The organism is Streptomyces sp. NBC_01335, from assembly GCF_035953295.1.
GTDB lineage: Bacteria > Actinomycetota > Actinomycetes > Streptomycetales > Streptomycetaceae > Streptomyces.
Window position 1 is genome coordinate 4,922,418 of record NZ_CP108370.1, and the last position, 21,202, is coordinate 4,943,619.

A 21,202-nucleotide genomic window follows, 5' to 3' on the forward strand; every position below is an offset into this window, starting at 1 on the left:
GGAGGGGGACCATGACCGTGTACGAACGAGCCGGGGAATCCGCGGCCACCGGGCGCACGCCCGCGTCGGACGGCATGCCGGACGGCGGAAGGCGGGGCGCCGACGTGCCCGCGAGGGCGCTGCCCGACGGTGCGCTGCCCGACGCCGGGGCGCGGGCGCTGCGGCCGCACGCCGAGGACGCCTTCGCCGACGAACTCAAGGCGCTGGCCGCCGCCGACGACCGCCCCAGGCCTGCCCGTTGGCGCCTCTCTCCGTGGGCCGTCGCCACCTATCTGCTCGGCGGCGCACTCCCGGACGGCACGGTGATCACCCCCAAGTACGTGGGCCCGCGCAGGCTCGTCGAGGTCGCCGTGTCCACGCTCGCCACCGACCGCGCCCTGCTGCTCCTCGGGGTGCCCGGGACCGCCAAGACCTGGGTCTCCGAACACCTCGCGGCGGCCGTCAGCGGTGACTCGACACTCCTCGTCCAGGGCACCGCGGGCACGCCCGAGGAAGCGATCCGGTACGGCTGGAACTACGCGCAGTTGCTCACCCACGGCCCGAGCCGGGCCGCCCTGGTGCCCGGCCCGGTGATGCGCGCCATGGCGGAGGGGCTGACCGCCCGGGTGGAGGAGCTGACCCGCATCCCGGCCGACGTGCAGGACTCGTTGATCACGGTCCTCTCGGAGAAGACCCTGCCCGTCCCCGAGCTGGGCCAGGAGGTCCAGGCGGTCCAGGGGTTCAACCTCATCGCCACCGCGAACGACCGCGACCGGGGCGTCAACGAGCTGTCCAGCGCGCTCCGTCGCCGCTTCAACACCGTCGTGCTGCCGCTCCCGGCGACGCCCGAGGACGAGGTGGACATCGTCTCGCGCCGCGTCGACCAGCTGGGCCGCGCCCTCGATCTGCCGGCCGCCCCCGAGGGGATGGCCGAGATCCGGCGCGTCGTCACCGTCTTCCGGGAACTCCGCGACGGCGTCACCACGGACGGCCGCACCCGGGTCAAGTCCCCCTCGGGCACGCTCTCCACCGCCGAGGCGATCTCCGTCGTCACCCACGGCCTGGCGCTCGCCGCCCACTTCGGCGACGGCACCCTGCGCCCGGGCGACGTCGCCGCCGGAATCCTCGGCGCGGTCGTCCGGGACCCGGCGGGCGACCGTGCCGTCTGGCAGGAGTATCTGGAGACGGTCGTCCGCGAGCGGGACGGCTGGAAGGACTTCTACCGCGCCTGCCGCGAGGTCGCGCCATGACCCCGACGCCGGTACCCCCCACGCCCGCGACCCGGGCGCCGGTACCCCCCACGCCCGCAACCGCGGTGCGCGCAACCGCGGTGCCCGCAGCCGCGGCGCCCCCACCACCGGAGCGCACGACTCCGGCGGACGGGGCTGCCGGGCCGCTGCTGCTGGGCGTGCGGCACCACGGGCCGGGGTCGGCGCGGGCGGTGCTGGCCGCGCTGGAGGCGGTGGGGCCGCGGGCCGTGCTGGTCGAAGGGCCGCCGGAGGCCGACGCGTTGCTCGCCTTCGCCGCCGACCCGGAGATGCGGCCCCCGGTGGCGCTGCTCGCGCACGCCGAGGACGATCCGGGGCTGGCGTCGTTCTGGCCGATGGCGGAGTTCTCACCGGAGTGGGTCGCGATCCGCTGGGCGCTCGCGCACGGTGCGGCCGTCCGCTTCGTCGACCTGCCCGCCGCCCACTCGCTGGCGCTCGCGGCGGCGGCGCAGGGCGAAGGGGAGTGGGAGGCCTCGCCCGCCCCTCCCGACCCGATCGCGCTGCTGGCCGAAGCCGCCGGATACGACGACCCCGAGCGGTGGTGGGAGGACGTGGTCGAACACCGGTCCTCGGCACCCGGCGCCGATCCCGTCGCCCCGTTCACCGCGCTGGCCGAGGCGATGGCAGCCCTGCGCGAGACGTACGGCGACGGCGGGCACCCCCGCGACGCCGTACGCGAGGCGTTCATGCGCATCCGGCTCCGGGCGGCGCGGAAGGAGTTCGGCGACGAGGTCGCGGTCGTCTGCGGCGCCTGGCACGTACCCGCCCTCGCCGCCCGCACGACCCTCACCGCCGACCGCGCGCTGGTGAAGGGACTGCCCAAGGTGAAGACCGGCATGACCTGGGTGCCCTGGACGCACCGGCGGCTGGCCCGGCGCAGCGGATACGGCGCCGGCATCGAGGCCCCCGGCTGGTACGCCCACCTCTTCCACGCCCCGGACCGGCCCGTCGAGCGCTGGATGACGAAGGTCGCGGGGCTGCTGCGCGACGAGGACCGGTTCGTCTCCCCGGCCCACGTCATCGAGGCGGTACGGCTCGCCGAGACGCTCGCCGCCCTGCGCGGCCGCCCGCTCGCCGGACTCGCCGAGGCCACCGACGCGGTCCGGGCCGTTCTGTGCGACGGCTCCGACGTGCCCCTCGCGCTCGTCCACGACGGACTCGTCGTCGGTACCGCGCTCGGTGAAGTCCCCGACGGCGCACCGGCCGTGCCACTCCAGCGGGACCTGACCCGGCAGCAGCGCACCCTGCGCCTGAAGCCGGAGCCGGCCGACCGGGAGGTGGAGCTCGACCTCCGCCGGGAGAACGACGCGGCGAGGAGCCTGCTGCTGCACCGGTTGCGGCTCCTCGCCGTGGACTGGGGCGAGCCGGTGGCGGGCCGGGGCAGCACCGGTACCTTCCGGGAGACCTGGCGGCTGCGCTGGGAGCCGGAGCTCTCGGTCCGGATCGCGGAGGCGGGGACCTGGGGCACCACCGTGCTCACCGCCGCCACCGCCAAGGCCGAGTCCCAGGCTCTTCTGGCGACCACCCTCGGGGAGGTCACCGCCCTTGCCGAACACTGCCTCCTCGCCGGTCTGCCCGGCGCGCTGCCCGTGGTGATGCGGGCCCTCGCGGACCGGGCCGCGCTCGACGCGGACGTCTCCCATCTCGCCGAGGCCCTGCCCGCGTTGGCCCGCTCGCTGCGGTACGGGGACGTACGCGGCACGGACACCGCCGCCCTCGGCGAGGTGGCCGCCGGACTGGCGGCGCGCGTCTGCGTCGGGCTGCCCGCCGCCTGCACGGGCCTGGACGCCGACGGTGCGGAGGCGATGCGCCGCGCGGTGGACGAGGTGCACGGCGCGATCGCCCTCCTCGCACCTCCGGACGGACCCGGCCACGAACTGCGGGACCGCTGGCCGGCGGTGCTCGGCAAGCTATCGGCCCGGGACACGGTCGCCGGGGTGGTACGGGGCCGCGCCACCCGGCTGCTGCTGGACGAGGGCCGGCTCGGCGACGGCGAGGCGGCGCGGCTCATGGGCCTCGCCCTGTCGCCCGGTACCCCGCCCCCGCACGCCGCCGCGTGGATCGACGGCTTCCTCGGGGGAGCCTCCGGCGGCGGGATGCTCCTCGTGCACGACGAGCGCCTGTTCGCCCTCGTGGACGGCTGGCTGACCGGCGTATCCGACGACGCCTTCACGGACGTGCTGCCGCTGCTCCGCCGTACCTTCTCCGCGTACGAACCGGGGGTCCGGCGCACCCTGGGGGAGCTGGCCCGCCGGGGCCCGGCCGATGCCGGGCGGGCCCGGGGACCCGGCACCGGGGCGGCGCTGCCCGGCTTCGGCCCGGAGCTGGACGGGCCCCGCGCCGACGCCGTACTCCCGCTGCTCCGCCTCGTCCTCGGCCCCGAACGCGTACCGGCGCACTTCGCGCACCCGGAGCACCCGGAGCACCCGGAGCGTCCGGCGCACCCGGAGCGCGACCCCGACCCGGCTCCGACCGGTCGATCCCGACCGAACCCGACCCGGCCCCGGTCGGACGATCCCGACCTGACCCGACCGGCCCTCCCGCGTACAGGAGTTGATCGACCGTGACGGAGAAGGTCCCCGCACCAGGGCGGGCCCCGAGAGCCCAACAACCCCGTCCCGCACGGGCATCCGGCGACGAGCGGGTCAGGCGGTGGCGGCTGGTGCTGGGTTCCGACAGCGCGGAGTCCACCGGCCACGCACCCGAGGGCCGGGACGCGGCGATGGACCGCACCCTCACCGCGCTCTACGGCGGCGGGAAGAGCCCTGGCACCCGGACGCCCGGTGAACGCGGGGCCGGGCTCGGTGCGTCCGCTCCCGCCGCCGCCCGCTGGCTCGGCGACATCCGCACGTACTTCCCCGCCCCGGTCGTCCAGGTCATGCAGCGGGACGCCATCGAGCGGCTCGGCCTCGCCGCCCTGCTGCTGGAACCCGAGATGCTCGACGCGGTCGAGGCCGACGTCCACATCGTCGCCACCCTCCTCCAGCTCGGCGGCGCGATGCCGGAGACCACCCGGGAGACGGCCCGCGCCGTGGTGCGCAAGGTCGTCGCCGACCTGGAGAGGAGACTGGCCGGCCGCACCCGGGCGACCCTCACCGGCGCCCTCGACCGGTCCGCGCGGACCGGCCGCCCGCGCCACGGCGACATCGACTGGAACCGCACCATCCGCGCCAACCTCAAGCACTGGGTACCGCTCCCCGGCACGGGCGACGCGGTCGGATCAACCGGCTCGGGCGGCGCGGACCGTGAGGGCGGCGAGCGCGGGGCGGCCGGCGCGGGCACCGTCGTCCCGGAGCGGCTCATCGGTTACGGCCGGGCGGGCCGGGCCGTGCGCAAGGAGGTCGTCCTCTGCGTCGACCAGTCCGGTTCGATGGCCTCCTCCGTCGTCCACGCGGCCGTCTTCGGGGCGGTCCTCGCCTCGATGCGTTCGCTGGACACCCGGCTGATCGTGTTCGACACCGCCGTCGTGGACCTCACCGACCAGCTGGACGACCCCGTCGACGTGCTCTTCGGTACCCGGCTCGGCGGCGGTACGGACATCAACCGGGCCCTCGCCTACTGCCAGGCGCGCCTCACCCGCCCCGCCGACACCGTCGTCGTCCTGATCAGCGACCTCTACGAAGGCGGGATGCGCGACGGGATGGTCCAGCGGGTCGCGGCGATGAAGCGGTCCGGAGTGGAGTTCGTGGCCCTGCTCGCGCTCTCGGACGAGGGAGCGCCCGCCTACGACCGGGACCGTGCGGCGGCGCTGGCCGCTCTCGGGGTCCCCGCCTTCGCCTGTACCCCGGACCTCTTCCCCGAGGTGATGGCGGCGGCCCTGGAGAAACGCCCCCCGCCGGTCCCGGAGCGGTGAGGGCGTGTCGGGGATGTCCGGCGCCCGTACTCGTACCGGGTGGGTGGTTCATCTCTCACCGCTCCGACGGTTGGCCCGGCGCCCGCCCGTCGGCCGCACGCCCGTCCGTAGCCCCGCCCGTCCCGCCGCAACCCCGCTGACCAGCGCCCCCGCAGGGCCGGTGGCGTGCCGATTTGTCCCCTGCACCCCGGTCACCAGGGGCATCTGTGACCGTAATCACCGCTCGTGCGGGATCTCCGATTTAGGGTCGGGCGGAGCGCGGGGATAACCTGCCGGATGGACATGCCGCGTACTGGTACACCGTGTACGCATTCCTTGGTGACAGCGCAGTCACGTTTGCCCCTCGCGGCACGCCCACGCATCAAACCAACCGCGAGACCACTAAAAGGGACGGACGCGCGTGGACCTGTTCGAGTACCAGGCGAGGGACCTCTTCGCCAAGCACGGTGTACCGGTGCTGGCCGGTGAAGTCATCGACACGCCTGAGGCAGCCCGCGAGGCGACCGAGCGGCTGGGCGGCAAGTCCGTCGTCAAGGCGCAGGTCAAGGTCGGAGGCCGCGGCAAGGCCGGCGGCGTCAAGCTCGCCGCCGACCCGGACGAGGCAGTCGCCCGGGCGACCGACATCCTCGGCATGGACATCAAGGGCCACACGGTCCACAAGGTGATGATCGCCGAGCTGTCTCCGGAGATCGAGGCGGAGTACTACGTCTCCTACCTCCTCGACCGCACCAACCGCACCTTCCTGGCCATGGCCTCGGTGCAGGGCGGCATGGACATCGAGGAGGTCGCGGAGAAGACCCCCGAGGCCCTCGCGAAGGTCCCGGTCAACGCCGTCGACGGCGTCGACATCGTCAAGGCCCGCGAGATCGTGGCTCTGGCGAAGTTCCCGGCCGACGTGGCCGAGGGTGTCGCCGAGGCCCTGGTGACCCTGTGGAAGACCTTCGTCGCCGAGGACGCGCTCCTCGTCGAGGTCAACCCGCTGGTCAAGACCAAGGACGGCCGCATCCTGGCGCTGGACGGCAAGGTCTCGCTCGACGAGAACGCCGACTTCCGCCAGCCGGAGCACGAGGCGCTCGAGGACAAGGCCGCGGCCAACCCCCTCGAAGCCGCCGCGAAGGCCAAGAACCTCAACTACGTCAAGCTCGACGGCGAGGTCGGCATCATCGGTAACGGTGCCGGTCTGGTCATGTCGACCCTGGACGTCGTCGCGTACGCCGGTGAGAACCACGGCAACGTGAAGCCCGCCAACTTCCTCGACATCGGTGGCGGCGCCTCCGCCGAGGTCATGGCGAACGGCCTGGAGATCATCCTCGGCGACACCGACGTCAAGTCCGTGTTCGTCAACGTCTTCGGTGGCATCACCGCCTGCGACGAGGTCGCCAACGGCATCGTCCAGGCGCTCGCGCTGCTGGAGAGCAAGGGCGAGAAGGTCGAGAAGCCGCTCGTCGTGCGTCTCGACGGCAACAACGCGGAGCTGGGTCGCAAGATCCTTTCCGACGCCAACCACCCGCTGGTCCAGCGCGTGGACACCATGGACGGCGCGGCCGACAAGGCCGCCGAGCTCGCCGCGGCTGCGAAGTAAGGGACGAGGGACTCCAACACCATGGCTATCTTCCTCACCAAGGACAGCAAGGTCATCGTCCAGGGGATGACCGGCGCCACGGGCATGAAGCACACCAAGCTCATGCTGGCCGACGGCACCAACATCGTCGGTGGCGTGAACCCGCGCAAGGCCGGCACGACCGTCGACTTCGACGGCACCGAGGTCCCGGTCTTCGGCTCCGTCGCCGAGGCGATGGAGAAGACGGGCGCCGACGTGTCCGTCCTCTTCGTGCCGCCGGCCTTCGCGAAGGCCGCCGTCGTCGAGGCGATCGACGCCGAGATCCCCCTCGCCGTCGTCATCACCGAGGGCATCGCCGTCCACGACTCCGCCGCCTTCTGGGCGTACGCGGGCTCGAAGGGCAACAAGACCCGGATCATCGGCCCGAACTGCCCGGGTCTGATCACCCCCGGCCAGTCCAACGCCGGCATCATCCCGGGCGACATCACCAAGCCCGGCCGCATCGGTCTCGTGTCCAAGTCCGGCACGCTGACCTACCAGATGATGTACGAGCTCCGTGACATCGGCTTCTCCTCCGCCGTCGGCATCGGTGGCGACCCGGTCATCGGTACGACGCACATCGACGCCCTCGCGGCGTTCGAGGCGGACCCCGAGACCGACCTCATCGTCATGATCGGTGAGATCGGTGGCGACGCCGAGGAGCGTGCCGCCGACTTCATCGCGAAGAACGTCACGAAGCCGGTCGTCGGCTACGTCGCGGGCTTCACCGCGCCCGAGGGCAAGACCATGGGCCACGCGGGCGCCATCGTCTCCGGCTCCTCCGGCACCGCCGCCGCGAAGAAGGAGGCCCTCGAGGCCGCCGGCGTGAAGGTCGGCAAGACGCCGACCGAGACCGCCAAGCTGGCGCGCGAGATCCTCGGCGCCTGATCACGGGCACCGCGGCGGCCCCGCCGCCGCACCCCGCGTGAACGCGTCACGACGGCGCGGGCCCGTACCCCTTTCACCAGGGGTACGGGCCCGCGCCGTTTTCGTACGACCGGAAGAGCGCGCACGACCGGAAGGGTCAGTGGATCAGCGGTACCAGGCGCTCCGGGCCGTGGGTGAGTTCCTGGCGCAGTGACCGCTGGAGTTCGAGGTCCTGCTCGGTCAGGTGCTGCGGGCCGCCGCGCGGGGGTACGCCCCCGACGCGCTGGGCGGGCGAGAGGGGTTCCTCGTACCGGGTCGGCGCGGTGCGCAGGGTGAAGGCGGTCGCGCCGATGAGCAGGGCGGCGAAGGCGATGGCCGCCCTGGTCCAGAGCTGGGCCTTGCGCTCGCTCCCGGCGCGTACGGCCTTCGGGGCGGGCAGGGCGGGCGGCGGTTCGAGGGCGGCCAGGGAGTGGAGCCGCTCGCGCAGCCGGTCGGAGAGCTCCGTGGACGACGGGGCCTCGGCCAGTTCGGGCAGCCGCTCGGCGAGAGCGGCCCGCGCGTTGACCAGCCGCCCGGCGGCGGCCGGCGTGCTCGCCTCCGTCTCGGCAGCCGTCTCCGGCAGATCGAGCCCGACCCCGTCGTAGAGCAGCACCGTGCGGCGGGAGGACGGCGGCAGCGCGAGAAACGCCTCCAGCAGCACCCGCCGCTCCGGATCGGCGGGGGGCGGGTCCGGGTGGCGGTGGGCGCGGCGCACCCGGTGCCAGGGCGACAGCGCGTACGCGTGCGCGGCGGCCCGCACCCAGCCCGCCGGGTCCCGGTCCACGGCGACTTCCGGCCACTGCTCCCACGCCGTGTGGAACGCGCGCTCCACGGACTCCTGGGAGAGGTTCCGGCGCCCCGTCAGCAGAAAGGCCTGGCCGACCAGTCCGGGGGCGGTCCGCTGGTAGAGCGCGTCGAACGCCCCCTCCGGAGTCGGCCCCGAAGGCGCGTCGGGCGCGTCGGGCTCGGCGGGCGCGCCGGACTCGGGCGGTACCGGTACCGGAACGGAGTCCTCCGGAGCGGCGTCGTCCGAGGCGGGCCCCGGGGCGGCCCCGGACGGTACCGCCTCGTCCGGGGCCGGGGCCGGGGCCGGGGTCGGGGCGGGGGCCGGGGCCCGGGTGGTGTCGGGCTCGGTCGGGGGCATGGGGGCGCTCCCGGTGGCATCGACGGCAGCCGCTTCCGCGGTGGCCGGTTTCTGGCGGCGGCCCCGTGAGCGGGCCGAGGAGCCCCGGCGGGCGGGCCGCTGCTCGGCGCACCCGATGAGCTGGGCGTACGCCGCGCGTTTGCGTCCCTGCGGGGCGGTGTGCCCCGACTCCCAGGACCGGACGGTGGCCTCGGTGACCCCGAGCGCGGAGGCCACCTGCTCCTCGCTCAGTGACTTCGCCTCACGCAGCCTGCGCCGCTCCTGGGGGGAGGGCAGCGGGACGTCGGCGGTGCCGGTCGTACTTCCCGTCACGGATGGGCCTCCGTAGCACTACACCGGGTGAAAAAGCACATAAACGTATATTGGGCGACACGGCGCCCGTTCGCCCGTTACACGGATTCAGCGCGTGTCGTTGGCAGCATGGCGGGCGTGACCCAAGTGACCGATCGCAGCCCGATGTTGTCCTCCGGACGCGGCAGGGCTGCCGCCCTGGCCTTCGCACTCCTGCGCGGAGCGGTCGCGGCCGGACTCGGTCTCGGCACGCTCACCGTCCTGCTGATGGGACTGTGGATCAGCTCGCCGTACTCCGACGCCGGACCCGGACGGGCGGTCCGCACGGCGGCGGCCCTGTGGCTGCTCTCGCACGGTGCCGAACTCGTCAGGACCGACACCCTCAGCGGCATCCCCGCCCCGGTGGCGACCGTCCCCCTGCTGCTGATGGTGGTCCCCGTGTGGCTGCTGCACCGGGCCGCCCGCGACGCGCTGGAGGCGGCTGACCCCGTGGGCCCGGTGGACGCGACGGCGGACCGGCCGCCGTCGGCCGCCGCCGTCTGCTGCGCGGTGGTGACCGGCTATCTGCTGGTGGTCGCCGGAGCGGTGGCCTTCGTACGGTCGGCTCCGCTGCGCGTGGACACCGGGGATTCGGCCACGCTGGCGTTCCCCCTGGTGGCCGTGGTGGCGGGCGCGGCGGCGGCCGGGGTGTGGACGGCGTCCGGCCGGCCGGTGGGCGCCACCCCGTCCTGGGCGCCGCTGCGGGTCCAGGAAGCGGTGGCCCGTACCCTCTTCCGCGACCGGGCCGAGGCGGCGACCCGGTCGGCGGTGGCGGGGATCGCGGTGCTGCTCGGCGGCGGCGCGCTGCTCGTCGCGATCGGGCTCGTACGGAACAGGGCCGCGACGGAGGAATCGTTCCTGGCGCTCTCCGACGAGGTGTCCGGGCAGGTCGCCGTGCTGCTGCTCGCGCTGGCGCTGGTGCCGAACGCGGCGGTGTGGGCGGCGTCGTACGGACTGGGGCCCGGCTTCCAGCTCGGTACGGCGGCCACCGTCGCCCCCCTCGGTTTCCACGGGGACCCCGCGCTGCCCGGGTTCCCGCTGCTGGCCGCCCTGCCGGACCCGGGCCCCGGAACCGCGGTGAACGGAGCGGCCGGAGTGGTCCCGCTGATGGCGGCCGTCGCCGTCGCCTGGTTCACCGTACGCAGGGCGGCGCCGTCCTGCGGAACCCCCGAGGACGCCTGGAGCCCGGGGGAGACCGCGCTGGTCACGGCGCTCGCCGCGCTCGGCTGCGGCGCGGGCACCGCCGCCCTCGCCGCCCTCTCCGGTGGGCCGATGGGCACCAGGGCACTGGTCGAGTTCGGCCCGGTCTGGTGGCTGACCGGCGCCGCCACCGTCATCTGGACCGTCGTGCTCGGAGTGCCCGTCGCGCTGCTGATGCGGACCTGGCGCCTGCGGGAACGGGCCTGGGGATGGCGGTGGGAGACGGCCGAAGAGGCGCAGGTGGCAGCGGGGGCGGGGGCCGCCAGGGTGGGTGCGGCGAGGGCGGTGCCCGACGCGGCGGCGGCGGTGGAGCGGCCGTCGTGGCCTGCGCGCGGTCTCGGCTCCTGGCGGACCGGGGCGGCGCCCCTGGACGCGGGCGCCGGGGAAAGGGGCGGGGCCGCCGAGGAATCCACCGGGGCGCTGCACGCACGACCGGCCGCGGGAGAGGGCGCCGCGGACGCGCGCGCCCGGTGGAGTCCGCGCCTCCCCTGGCGGAAGTCCGGGACGCCGGGCACCGGGGCGGCCCCGGCCCGGGTGACACCCGTTCCGCCGGATTCCGCGCGCTCGGCAACGGCCGCCGCCGAGGGGACGGAGACCGCGGAGGGGACGGAGACCGCGGACCCGCGACGCCATGCGGACGCGACGGCCGGTCCCGCGCCCACCCGGACCCCCGTCGCGCGGGCCGTTCCCGTCTCTCCCGCCGAGCCGGGGGCCGAGCAGTACGACTTTCTGCCCAGGTCGGAGCCCGCGAGCCGCCCCGAGGCGGAAGCGCCCAGGCCGACGGAGGCCGCCCCCCGGCCGGAGGCCGCCCCTGGACCGACGGCGGACCCCCGGCAGACGGCGGACGGCGCGGCAACCTGAGGCTGCCGCGCCGTCGCGCTGGCCGGGTACTGCTGGTGTGCGGTGCTTCTGCCCGTACGGGGAGCGCTGTCCACAAGGGGACCGCCGTCCGCAGGAGGACCGCTGTCCGTACGGGTACTGCCGTCGGTACGGGTACTGCCGTCGGTACGGGTCAGGTCGCTGTGCAGGTGACCGTCGGCCAGGTCCAGGTGCCGTTGGTCTGGATCGTCACGCCCCAGTTGTTGCCGCTGCCGTTCGGTTTGGCGACGAGCTGTTGGGCGCTCGGGTAGGTGGCGCCGATGTTCCAGGTGGAGAGGACCTTCTCGGGCGAGGGCACGTTCATCGTCACGGTCCAGTTGCTGGAGCCGCTGACCGAGACGTTGAGGTTGTAGCGGTCGCTCCACTTGTCGCCGGCGGAGAGCGTCGCGGTGCACCCGCTGCTCGTACCGCCGCCGCCGGTACCGCCGCCGCCGGTGCCGCCACCGCCGGTGCTTCCGCCGCCGGAACTGCCGCCGGTGCCGTCGAGCGTGATGTTGGAGTTGCCGCTGCTCTGGTAGCCCTCGGTGGCGAGCACCATGTAGTGGTCGAACGAACCCAGGGTCATGCCCTTGCTCGACCAGGCGTCGAAGTGGTTGCCCGTGGTGATGGCGCCGCCGGTCCTCTTGGACTGCCGGACGCTCCAGTACTGCTTGAACGTCTTGTTGTCCCCCTCGATCGACGGGGCGTTGGTCCGGGTCGTCTCGTAGATGTCGTACGTGCCACCGTCGGTGGTCACCGTGCCCTTGAAGGTCCCGGTGGGCCGGTAGGTGCCCCAGTTGTCGACGATGTAGTACTCGACGAGCGGGTTGGTGGTCCACCCGTAAAGGGACAGATAGGCATTGCCCGACGGGTTGAAGGTGCCGGTGTAGTTCACCGTGCGGCGACCGCCGTTACTCCATCCCTTGCCGGCGACGAAGTTGCCGACGTTGCTCCAGTTGGTGCTGTAATTCCCGCCGGAACCGAGGTTCATGGAGACCGATCCGCCACCGTCGGACCAGTACGAGTAGTAATAGCCGTTGTTGGTGCCGGTCTGGTTCGTGGTGATCGTCGTGTCGGCGTTGGCGGTGCCCGGCAGGATCAGCGCGGTCGCTGCCGCGGCCAGGGCGAAGGCCCGCCCGAGGAGCCGGAAGCGGCCGAGGCCGCGGCTCCTCGCACGAGTGGTGCCTTCCTTCGTGAACATGCTTCCTCCTTGTGCGGACTGGCCGGAGGCCAGGTGGCGGAAGACCTCCCCGGGGCCGGATATGTCATGGACGCGTCAGGGGGTGAGTCGTGTCGGAGCAGGGGCCGACGCGGCGGGGTGGTGCGTTCCTGAAGCGGCCGGAGCCGGTGGGGCGGGTCGTGCGGGTGCCTCAAATCGACGGCCTTTGAGGTCTGTCAGCGACGTCAGTGTTGATTCGGCGCTCTGGGGTGTCAATGGTTTCGGCACGCATCGCGAAAAACTTTTTTGAGCCGAGAGAGGGGCGGGTGGATGTTCTCCCAGCTCAGTGCGAGTGTCATCCGGGATGGCGCGGACGATGTTTAGGTAATCCCAGGATCCGCGAAGTGATAAAGGGTCGGGGAAGGGCTGGGAATTCGAAACATTTCGAAAGTTTTTCGGCCACGCAAAGGTATTCCGGAATATGCCTCGGAGGGGGTACTGGAGCGGTGGCGCCGTGCGGGGGCGGAGGATGCCCGCCCGGGAACGCGCTCCTGGGTACGCACGTCCGGGGTCCGCGCGGCCGGGCGTGGCCGGATTTCGCCCCTGTGGCGCGTGGCCGTCGCCGCCGCATGCGAACGGCCCGGCTCCTGGGGCAGGAGCCGGGCCGTGTTCCGACCGGGGGCGAGCCGGTCGGTGACGTCGGTCGATGACCGCCGGTCGTTGCCGGTCGGTCGGTGACCGTCAGCCGGCGACGATCAGCGGGTGGCGGTCAGTTCTTGACGCCGAAGATCGGTTCGAGGGGGTCAGGCAGGAGGTCGTTGCAGGCCAGCGCGCTGGAACGGGTCAGGGCGTCGTCCACGCAGGTGTAGTAGTCCCGGTAGACCAGCTGGACCGTGAACGTCCCGGCCACCATCACCAGCGCCAGCAGTGCGGTCACCAGTCCGCTGACCGCCGCCGTGGTCTGCGGCTTGCCGCCGGTCCCCGGTACGGGCCGTCCGGGCTGCCCGCCCGGCGGTACGGAACCGGGCGCGGGCTGCCCGGCGGGGGCGCCGCCGGGCGTCGGGGCTCCGGCGGCGGGGGCCGCTCCGGTCTGGCCGGAACTCGCCGTACCGTCGGCCGGGGCCGGCGGCTTCGGCTCGGCGCGCAGCGAGCTGATCGCCCAGTAGGCGCCGAGGGCGCCGAGCAGCAGGGCGATCTCCGGGAAGCCGAACAGCACGAAGAAGAAGGCCCACATGCCGCTGAGCACCGCGTAGCGGGCGCGGCGCTGGGCAGGGTCGGTGGGGTCCCACCGCATGCCGCCCCGGCCTCCGCCGGGCTGCTCCGGTCCGCCGCCGGCGCCGGGGCGCCGGCCGAACTCGCCGCTCTCCCGGCCCGGCTGCCGGTCGCTCCACTGGCTGCCCCAGACCGGGCGCCCGTCCGAGGGGCCGGGGCCGTTCCCGCCGCCCTGACCATGGCCGCCCCCCTGGCCGGTGCCGTCGCCCTGACCGCTGTGGGCCGAGGGGTGGCGGGGACGCCAGGGCTGGTCGGGCCGTCCCTCCGGGGGTGCGGCGAACGGGTTGTCGTCGGTGGGGGTGCCGGCGCCGGGGGTGCCCTGCCCGCCGGACTCACCCGGGGCACCGGACGTACCCGACGTACCCGGGGCACCGGACGTACCCGGCGTGCCCGAGCCGTCGGTGGAGCCGGTGGAGCCGGGCTGCCGCTCCCGCAGCAGGAGCACCGGCGATGCGACCGCCGACGCCGTCGGGGCGCCCTCGGTCAGCGGCGAGAGGCGCGGATGGCGTGAAAGGTGCGATGGCTGGAAAGGGCGGGAGTCGGTGCGGCGGCGTCGGTCCGGCATGTGGTGAACGTCTTCCCCATCTCGTCGTTTCCGCCCGTCGGACGGTTCGCGTCCCCTGACGCTACCTCCCGGCCACGCCCCCGTCCCGTGGGGGCCGCAGGGTGTGCCGGTATCGTTGCCGACGACCGGTCCGTTCGTAGGGTCCCCCGTACCCGAGGGCGATCTTCGTTCGTAGGACCGCACAAAGAGTCCGTCCAGCACCAAGAGATCCGCCCGCACGTCGCAGGCGCGTCACCACGCGAGAAAGGGCCCGTCCGTGGCCTCGCCCACCTCCGCCGCTCCGGCTCGTCCGGCCGGTCCGGCCCGTCTGGTCGTACTGGTCTCCGGCTCCGGTACGAACCTCCAGGCCCTGCTCGACGCCATCGACGCCGACCCCGAGGGGTACGGCGCCCGCGTCGTCGCGGTCGGCGCCGACCGCGAGGGCATCGTCGGTCTGGAGCGTGCCGAGCGGGCCGGCATCCCCACCTTCGTGTGCAAGGTGAAGGACCACGCCACCCGCCAGGAGTGGGACGCCGCGCTGGCCGCCGCCACCGCCGCGCACCGGCCGGATCTCGTCGTCTCGGCCGGCTTCATGAAGATCGTGGGCAAGGAGTTCCTGGCCGCGTTCGGCGGCCGGTTCGTCAACACCCACCCCGCCCTGCTCCCCAGCTTCCCCGGCGCCCACGGAGTGCGTGACGCACTCGCGTACGGCGTGAAGGTCACGGGGTGCACCGTCCACTTCGTCGACGACGGTGTCGACACCGGTCCGATCATCGCGCAGGGCGTGGTCGAGGTGACCGAAGAGGACACCCCGGAGGGCGAAGCAGCTCTCCATGAACGCATCAAGGAAGTCGAGCGCAAGCTGCTCGTCGAGGCCGTGGGGCGGATCGCCCGTGACGGCCATCGCATTGAGGGACGAAAGGTTCATCTCGGTCATGTCGGTGAATAAGCCCATCCGTCGCGCCCTGGTCAGTGTCTACGACAAGACGGGGCTGGAAGACCTCGCCCGCGGTCTGCACGAGGCGGGCGTCGAGCTCGTCTCGACCGGCTCCACCGCCGGAAAGATCGCCGCCGCCGGAGTCCCGGTCACCAAGGTCGAGGAGCTCACCGGCTTCCCCGAGTGCCTCGACGGCCGCGTGAAGACCCTCCACCCGCGCGTGCACGCCGGCATCCTCGCCGACCTGCGCCTGGACGCCCACCGCGAGCAGCTCGCCGAGCTGGGCGTGGAGCCCTTCGACCTGGTGGTCGTCAACCTGTACCCGTTCAAGGAGACCGTCGCCTCCGGCGCCTCCGACGACGAGTGCGTCGAGCAGATCGACATCGGCGGCCCGTCGATGGTCCGCGCCGCGGCCAAGAACCACCCGTCCGTGGCCGTCGTCACCAGCCCCGAGCGGTATGCCGACGTCCTCGCCGCGGTGAAGGCCGGCGGCTTCGACCTGACCGCCCGCAAGCGGCTCGCCGCCGAGGCCTTCCAGCACACCGCCGCCTACGACGTGGCCGTGGCCTCCTGGTTCGCCGCCGACTACGCCGCCGCGGACGACTCCGGCTTCCCCGACTTCTTCGGTGCCACGTACGAGCGCTCCAACGTCCTGCGCTACGGCGAGAACCCGCACCAGCCCGCGGCCCTCTACACCTCCGGCGGCGGCGGCCTCGCCGAGGCGGAGCAGCTGCACGGCAAGGAGATGTCCTACAACAACTACACGGACACCGACGCCGCGCGCCGGGCCGCGTACGACCACGCCGAGCCGTGCGTCGCGATCATCAAGCACGCCAACCCGTGCGGCATCGCCATCGCCGACGACGTGGCCGAGGCGCACCGCAAGGCGCACGCCTGCGACCCGCTCTCCGCGTACGGCGGCGTCATCGCCGTCAACCGCCCGGTGACCGTCGAGATGGCCGAGCAGGTCGCCGAGATCTTCACCGAGGTCATCGTCGCCCCGGCGTACGAGGACGGCGCGGTCGAGGTCCTCGCCCGCAAAAAGAGCATCCGCGTGCTGCGCTGCGAGGGTGCCCCGACCGCCCCGGTCGAGGTCAAGCCGATCGACGGCGGCGCGCTGCTCCAGGTCACCGACCGGCTCCAGGCCGACGGCGACGACCCGGCCAACTGGACCCTCGCCACCGGTGACGCGCTCTCCGCCGACGAGTTGAAGGACCTCGCCTTCGCCTGGAAGGCGAGCCGCGCGGTCAAGTCCAACGCGATCCTGCTCGCCAAGGACGGCGCCTCGGTCGGCGTCGGCATGGGCCAGGTCAACCGCGTCGACTCCGCCAAGCTCGCCGTCGAGCGCGCGGGCGCCGAGCGCGCCCAGGGCTCGTACGCCGCCTCCGACGCCTTCTTCCCCTTCCCCGACGGTCTGGAGATCCTGACCGCCGCCGGGATCAAGGCCGTGGCCCAGCCGGGCGGTTCGGTCCGCGACGAGCTGGTGGTCGAGGCCGCGAAGAAGGCCGGCGTCACCATGTACTTCACCGGTACCCGCCACTTCTTCCACTGATCACGCGGTAACGGCCGGGCGCTCCGGCGCCCGGGTGTGACGTCCGTGCGGCCCGCCGGGACTTCCCGGCGGGCCGCACGCGTACCCGCCGGCGACCGCCGGTGGACCGGACGGAACCGAGGTCTCCCCGCGGCACTGGCTCTCTGTTCTAATGGATCGCTTGTCCGAAGGGGTGCGCCGGGCCGCGCGACCCCGGCGTGCGTGCGCACGACTCGAAGCGAACCGGTGGGTGAATTCATTGCGGATGGGGAAAGCCGCGCTCGGACCGGGCGGCGACGAGCGGGGCCGCACCGGCAGCAGCTGGTCCGTCCCGGCGCAGCAGTCGCGCGACGCGGACCCCGATCCGGAACCGACGCCCGACGAGCCGACGCCGGACCAGCCCGTGGCGGACGAGCCGACACGACTCGACGCGAGCGCCCCCGACACGACCGCCACCGAGGCGCTCGCCCCCGACGCGCCGGCCGGCCGGGTCCCGCTGCGCCCGTACCTGATCATCGGCGCGGTCCTCTGCGCGCTGTACTTCCTCTACTCGTACCTCCAGTACGCCCGCTTCCACTCGCCCTCCTGGGACCTCGGCATCTTCGAGCAGGAGGTACGGGCGTACGCCGGGTTCCACGCGCCGATCGTCGACATCAAGGGCCCCGGCTACCTGATCCTCGGCGACCACTTCTCTCCGGCGGTGGCGCTGCTCGTCCCGGTCTACTGGATCTGGCCGTCCGCCGTCGCCCTGCTGCTGGCGCAGGCCGCCCTCTTCGCGCTCTCCGCCGTCATCGTGGGACGTACCGTCCAGCAGGTCCTCGGCGGGCGCTACGGCCCCTGGGTCGCGGTCGCGTACGGGCTCTCCTGGGGGCTCCAGGAGGCGGTGAAGTCCGACTTCCACGAGATCGCCCTCGCCGTCCCGCTGATCGCCCTCGTCTGCCGGGCGCTGCTCACCGAACGCTGGACGGCCGCCGTCCTCTGGGCCCTGCCGCTGGTCCTGGTCAAGGAGGACCTCGGCATCACCGTGGCCGCCGTCGGGCTCGTCCTCTTCGTCCTCGGACAGCGGTTCCAGGGCACGCTGCTCGCCGTCACCGGCGCCTGCGCCTTCGTGCTCACCGTCTTCGTCCTCATACCGGCGGCCAGCAGCGCGGGTTCGTACGACTACTGGAAGAAGATGGACACCGACGGCCAACAGCACGTCTCCACACTCGACGTGGTGCTCGGCGCGTTCAACTCCCCGGTGAAGATCGAGATGCTGTTCTTCCTCTTCGGCATCACCGCCTTCATGGCGCTCCGTTCACCGCTGGTGCTGCTCGTGCTGCCCACGCTCGGCTGGCGGCTGCTCTCCCGGGACGAGAACCACTGGGGCATGGTCTGGCACTACAGCGCCGTCCTCATGCCGGTCGTCTTCCTCGCCATGGCGGACGGCATCCGCCGCAGCCGTACGTCACCGAGGCCCTGGCTCGACTCCTTCGCGGGCGCCGTCGTCCCGGTGACCGTGGGCATCGCCTTCGCGATGACCCAGCACCTGCCGCTGCGCGAACTGCTGCGCCCGGAGACCTACCGCGCCGACGCCGGGACGCACGCGGCGCGCGAGGCGATGGCGGCGATCCCGGTGGGCGTCCGCGTCGAGACCGACATCACCCTGATGGCGCACCTCACCGCCGACCGGACCGTCTACTGGATCGGCGGCGCCCCCGGCATGGCCCCCGACATCGTCGCCTTCGACCAGGGCGCCGGCTGGGCCAGTTCGATCCAGGACCCGGCGGCGTACGCGGAACAGCTGCACCCGGAGGCGAAGTACCGGCTCAAGCTGCGCACCGGGAACATCGTCGTGGTGGAACGGACCTCGCCCGCCCCGGCCCTCGCGACCGGCTGAGTCCGGCTGAGTCCCGTCGAGTCCCGCGACAGGGACGCCCGCCGGGGGAACGCGCGGAGGCCGCGCCCACGTGTGCGGGCACGGCCTCCGGAGCGTGACGATCGCCGCCACAGCGGCTGGTGTCGAGCGGGGACTACTTCGCCTTGATGACGACCGTCGAGCAGACCTTGTCCGCGAACGTCTGCTTCTTCGAGTCCCAGAGCGGCCACAGCCACCCGAGGTAGCAGGCGAACGAGTCGAGCGCGTGGGCGATGCGTCGTACGAGGGCCATGCCGAAGCCGAGCGGGCGGCCGTCCGCCTCGCGCAGGACCTTGATGCCCACGGCCCGCTTGCCGATGGTCGCGCCCGTGGAACCTTCCTGGACCAGCATCCAGATGATCACACCGATGATGCCGAGGGCCCCGACGACGCTCAGGATGCCGCCGAGGGCGGACGAGTCGCCGCTCGACAGCCCGGCACCGACGATGACGACGATGTACGGCACCAGGAGGACCAGGCCGTCGACCAGGGTGGCGAGGAACCGCCAGCCCCAGTTGGCCAGTTCGGGGCCACCGCTGCCGGGGCCGTAGCCGGGGCCCGGCGCGTAGCCGTACGGCTGCTGCGGGGGGACGCCGTAGGGCTGGCCCGGCTGCTGCGGGTAGCCGTAACCCTGCGGTCCGCCCTGCGGTCCGCCCTGCGGCGGCACGCCCTGCGGGGGCTGCTGCGGGTAGCCGTAGCCGGGCTGGCCGGGCTGGCCGGGCGGGTTCTGGCCGGGCTGCTGGCCGTAGGGGTTGGTCGGTTCGCCGAAGCTCATGGGGTGTTTCCTTCAACCTGTGCGCGAGGGACGTTGCCGCGACGTGAAGAAGGAGGCAGTGCATCAGCGGTCCGCCCCCCGTAAAACCCACCGCGGCACTGCACGCTCATCGTTATAAGCGGATCATCGTTTTGTCCAGAGCGGGGCGCCAGGTGTTGTGCAAGTGCAATGCGTGCCGGCCGCCGCCGGACCCGAATTGGTATGCGGGAGGGTTCATCCGCGAGGATGGGGGCATGACTGCCCAGATTCTCGATGGCAAGGCCACCGCAGCCGCGATCAAGTCCGAGCTGACCGTCCGCGTGGCGGCGCTCAAGGAGCGGGGCGTCACGCCCGGCCTCGGCACTCTCCTCGTCGGGGACGACCCGGGCAGCCGGTGGTACGTCAACGGCAAGCACCGCGACTGCGCCCAGGTCGGCATCGGCTCGATCCAGCGCGAACTCCCCGACACCGCCACCCAGGAGGAGATCGAGGACGTCGTACGCGAGCTCAACGCCAACCCGGAGTGCACCGGTTACATCGTTCAGCTCCCGCTCCCCAAGGGCATCGACACCAACCGCGTGCTGGAGCTGATGGACCCGGCCAAGGACGCCGACGGGCTGCACCCCATGAACCTCGGCCGTCTCGTCCTGGGCGAGGCCGGCCCGCTGCCCTGCACCCCGCAGGGCGTCGTCCAGCTGCTCCGCCACCACGGCGTGGAGATCAGCGGGAAGCACGTCGTGGTCGTCGGCCGCGGTGTCACGATCGGCCGCCCGATCCCGCTGCTGCTGACCCGCAAGTCCGAGAACGCCACGGTCACCCAGTGCCACACCGGCACCCGCGACCTCTCCGCCCACCTCAAGGAGGCCGACATCATCGTCGCCGCCGCCGGGGTGGCCCACATCATCAAGCCCGAGGACGTGAAGCCGGGCGCCGCCGTGCTCGACGTCGGCGTGAGCCGCGACGAGAACGGCAAGATCGTCGGAGACGTCCACCCGGGCGTGGCAGATGTCGCCGACTGGATCTCCCCGAACCCGGGCGGTGTCGGCCCGATGACCCGCGCCCAGCTGCTGGTCAACGTCGTCGAGGCCGCCGAGCGCGACGCCGCCGCGGCGGACGCCCAGGCAGCCGGCTGATCCCGACGCAACCGACCAGCGCCCGGAAGGAAACCGATGGCTGCTGCTACCAGCCCGGCCGACCCCGCCCGCAGCGACGCGGGAGGCGGTGAACCGGCCGGGGACCCCACCGGCAAACCCGCCGCCGAGGCATCCCCGGAGCCCGCCGCCGAGCCCTCTGCCGGGTCCTCCGTGGAGCCTTCTGCCGAGCCCTCTGCCGGGTCCTCCGTGGAGCCTTCTGCCGAGCCCTCTGCCGGGTCCGCCGATGAGCCCGCCGCAGGCACTGCACCGCAGGACGCCTCCACGGCACCGCAGGACGCCTCCGCCGAGGCGCCCCAGCGTTCCTGGCGGTTCTCGCTGACCCGCGACACCGCCCGCCCCGAGGGCGGCGGCCGGGCGGCGTCGGGCGACGCCCCCGCACCGGCCCGTCAGTGGCCGCTGCTCACCGTGCTCGTGACGGCGGCTCTGGGGCTGCTGCTCGTGGCGACCGACCCGTTCGCCGAGGCATTCCGGATCGGTTCCCTGCTGATCGGCGTGGCCCTGCTGATCGGGGCCGTACTGCGCTGGGTGGTCCCGTCGGTGGGCATGCTGGCCGTACGGTCCCGGTTCACCGACCTGGTCACGTACGGGGTGATGGGCACGCTGATCGTGCTGCTCGCGCTGATGGCGCAGCCGAAGCCGTGGCTGGACATCCCGGTGCTGGAGGACGCGGTCCACTTCACGATCCGCTGACGGCCCGTGAGGCCGGTCCGGCGCGACGCGCTGCGGGCGTGCCCTTGAGGCGACCCGCGTGACGGCCTGTGCGTGTGCCCGTGAGGTGTCCGTCCCTTCCCCCGACAGGGACGGACACCGGGGCGG

General features: G+C 73.3%; 15 protein-coding genes. 11 read left to right on the top strand and 4 right to left on the bottom strand.

Annotated elements, in window-relative coordinates:
• Positions 1–11 precede the first annotated feature (11 nt).
• From OG599_RS21215 to sucD, 5 genes are all read left to right on the top strand, one after another.
• Complete coding sequence (locus OG599_RS21215) at positions 12–1,229, top strand: ATP-binding protein (protein ID WP_327177555.1); 1,218 nt, start codon at positions 12–14, stop codon at positions 1,227–1,229.
• Complete coding sequence (locus tag OG599_RS21220) at positions 1,226–3,814, top strand: DUF5682 family protein (RefSeq protein ID WP_442809492.1); 2,589 nt, start codon at positions 1,226–1,228, stop codon at positions 3,812–3,814. Before OG599_RS21215 ends, OG599_RS21220 begins: the two co-directional genes overlap by 4 nt.
• Positions 3,815–3,906: 92 nt before the next feature.
• Positions 3,907–5,100, top strand: coding sequence for a VWA domain-containing protein (locus OG599_RS21225; RefSeq protein WP_327180121.1), 1,194 nt, complete (start codon positions 3,907–3,909; stop codon positions 5,098–5,100).
• A 400-nt stretch (positions 5,101–5,500) separates the two neighbouring features.
• Positions 5,501–6,682: an ADP-forming succinate--CoA ligase subunit beta gene (gene sucC, locus OG599_RS21230; RefSeq protein WP_327177557.1), complete on the top strand. Its 1,182-nt coding sequence runs from the start codon at positions 5,501–5,503 to the stop codon at positions 6,680–6,682.
• A 21-nt stretch (positions 6,683–6,703) separates the two neighbouring features.
• The gene (gene sucD / locus OG599_RS21235) at positions 6,704–7,588 is read left to right on the top strand and encodes a succinate--CoA ligase subunit alpha (RefSeq protein ID WP_266708217.1); all 885 of its coding nucleotides are present in this window, start codon (positions 6,704–6,706) and stop codon (positions 7,586–7,588) included.
• 136 nt (positions 7,589–7,724) lie between these two features.
• Here sucD and OG599_RS21240 read toward each other — a convergent pair whose 3' ends face one another.
• Positions 7,725–9,062, bottom strand: a complete 1,338-nt coding sequence (locus OG599_RS21240) for a helix-turn-helix domain-containing protein (RefSeq protein WP_327177558.1) — start codon at positions 9,060–9,062, stop codon at positions 7,725–7,727.
• 108 nt (positions 9,063–9,170) lie between these two features.
• Between OG599_RS21240 and OG599_RS21245 the strand changes: the two genes are divergently transcribed.
• Positions 9,171–11,141: a cell division protein PerM gene (locus tag OG599_RS21245; protein ID WP_327177559.1), complete on the top strand. Its 1,971-nt coding sequence runs from the start codon at positions 9,171–9,173 to the stop codon at positions 11,139–11,141.
• Positions 11,142–11,292: 151 nt separating this feature from the next.
• On the opposite strand, the gene OG599_RS21250 is transcribed toward OG599_RS21245, so the two are convergent.
• Both OG599_RS21250 and OG599_RS21255 read right to left on the bottom strand, forming a co-directional pair.
• Positions 11,293–12,339, bottom strand: a complete 1,047-nt coding sequence (locus OG599_RS21250) for a glycoside hydrolase family 11 protein (RefSeq protein WP_327177560.1) — start codon at positions 12,337–12,339, stop codon at positions 11,293–11,295.
• A gap of 727 nt (positions 12,340–13,066) precedes the next feature.
• Positions 13,067–14,134: a hypothetical protein gene (locus OG599_RS21255; protein ID WP_327177561.1), complete on the bottom strand. Its 1,068-nt coding sequence runs from the start codon at positions 14,132–14,134 to the stop codon at positions 13,067–13,069.
• A gap of 256 nt (positions 14,135–14,390) precedes the next feature.
• On the opposite strand from OG599_RS21255, the gene purN reads away from it, so the two are divergent.
• The 3 genes from purN to OG599_RS21270 all read left to right on the top strand — a co-directional run bounded on the left by purN (position 14,391) and on the right by OG599_RS21270 (position 18,460).
• The gene (purN, locus tag OG599_RS21260) at positions 14,391–15,062 is read left to right on the top strand and encodes a phosphoribosylglycinamide formyltransferase (RefSeq protein WP_327177562.1); all 672 of its coding nucleotides are present in this window, start codon (positions 14,391–14,393) and stop codon (positions 15,060–15,062) included.
• Positions 15,049–16,602 carry a bifunctional phosphoribosylaminoimidazolecarboxamide formyltransferase/IMP cyclohydrolase gene (purH, locus tag OG599_RS21265; RefSeq protein WP_327177563.1) on the top strand — a complete coding sequence of 518 codons (1,554 nt, stop codon included), beginning with the start codon at positions 15,049–15,051 and terminating at the stop codon, positions 16,600–16,602. Before purN ends, purH begins: the two co-directional genes overlap by 14 nt.
• A 244-nt stretch (positions 16,603–16,846) precedes the next feature.
• On the top strand, positions 16,847–18,460 hold the full coding sequence (locus OG599_RS21270) for a DUF2079 domain-containing protein (RefSeq protein WP_327177564.1): 1,614 nt from the start codon (positions 16,847–16,849) through the stop codon (positions 18,458–18,460).
• A 133-nt stretch (positions 18,461–18,593) separates the two neighbouring features.
• Here OG599_RS21270 and OG599_RS21275 read toward each other — a convergent pair whose 3' ends face one another.
• The gene (locus OG599_RS21275; RefSeq protein WP_327177565.1) at positions 18,594–19,253 is read right to left on the bottom strand and encodes an RDD family protein; all 660 of its coding nucleotides are present in this window, start codon (positions 19,251–19,253) and stop codon (positions 18,594–18,596) included.
• Between the two features lie 233 nt (positions 19,254–19,486).
• On the opposite strand from OG599_RS21275, the gene OG599_RS21280 reads away from it, so the two are divergent.
• Positions 19,487–20,365 (top strand): bifunctional methylenetetrahydrofolate dehydrogenase/methenyltetrahydrofolate cyclohydrolase, encoded by an 879-nt coding sequence (locus OG599_RS21280; RefSeq protein WP_327177566.1) that lies wholly within the window; start codon positions 19,487–19,489, stop codon positions 20,363–20,365.
• Between the two features lie 36 nt (positions 20,366–20,401).
• Complete coding sequence (locus OG599_RS21285; RefSeq protein WP_327177567.1) at positions 20,402–21,076, top strand: DUF3017 domain-containing protein; 675 nt, start codon at positions 20,402–20,404, stop codon at positions 21,074–21,076.
• The last annotated feature ends 126 nt before the right edge of the window (positions 21,077–21,202 follow it).

What these genes read in the sequence shown, in the direction of transcription:
- OG599_RS21255 (WP_327177561.1), bottom strand. Translation starts at nt 14,134, where the DNA reads ATGCCGGACCGACGCCGCCGCACCGACTCCCGCCCTTTCCAGCCATCG.
- OG599_RS21270 (WP_327177564.1), top strand. Translation starts at nt 16,847, where the DNA reads ATGGGGAAAGCCGCGCTCGGACCGGGCGGCGACGAGCGGGGCCGCACC.
- sucD (WP_266708217.1), top strand. Translation starts at nt 6,704, where the DNA reads ATGGCTATCTTCCTCACCAAGGACAGCAAGGTCATCGTCCAGGGGATG.
- OG599_RS21245 (WP_327177559.1), top strand. Translation starts at nt 9,171, where the DNA reads ATGGCGGGCGTGACCCAAGTGACCGATCGCAGCCCGATGTTGTCCTCC.
- OG599_RS21250 (WP_327177560.1), bottom strand. Translation starts at nt 12,339, where the DNA reads ATGTTCACGAAGGAAGGCACCACTCGTGCGAGGAGCCGCGGCCTCGGC.
- OG599_RS21285 (WP_327177567.1), top strand. Translation starts at nt 20,402, where the DNA reads ATGGCTGCTGCTACCAGCCCGGCCGACCCCGCCCGCAGCGACGCGGGA.
- OG599_RS21275 (WP_327177565.1), bottom strand. Translation starts at nt 19,253, where the DNA reads ATGAGCTTCGGCGAACCGACCAACCCCTACGGCCAGCAGCCCGGCCAG.
- purH (WP_327177563.1), top strand. Translation starts at nt 15,049, where the DNA reads ATGTCGGTGAATAAGCCCATCCGTCGCGCCCTGGTCAGTGTCTACGAC.
- OG599_RS21215 (WP_327177555.1), top strand. Translation starts at nt 12, where the DNA reads ATGACCGTGTACGAACGAGCCGGGGAATCCGCGGCCACCGGGCGCACG.
- OG599_RS21280 (WP_327177566.1), top strand. Translation starts at nt 19,487, where the DNA reads ATGACTGCCCAGATTCTCGATGGCAAGGCCACCGCAGCCGCGATCAAG.
- OG599_RS21220 (WP_442809492.1), top strand. Translation starts at nt 1,226, where the DNA reads ATGACCCCGACGCCGGTACCCCCCACGCCCGCGACCCGGGCGCCGGTA.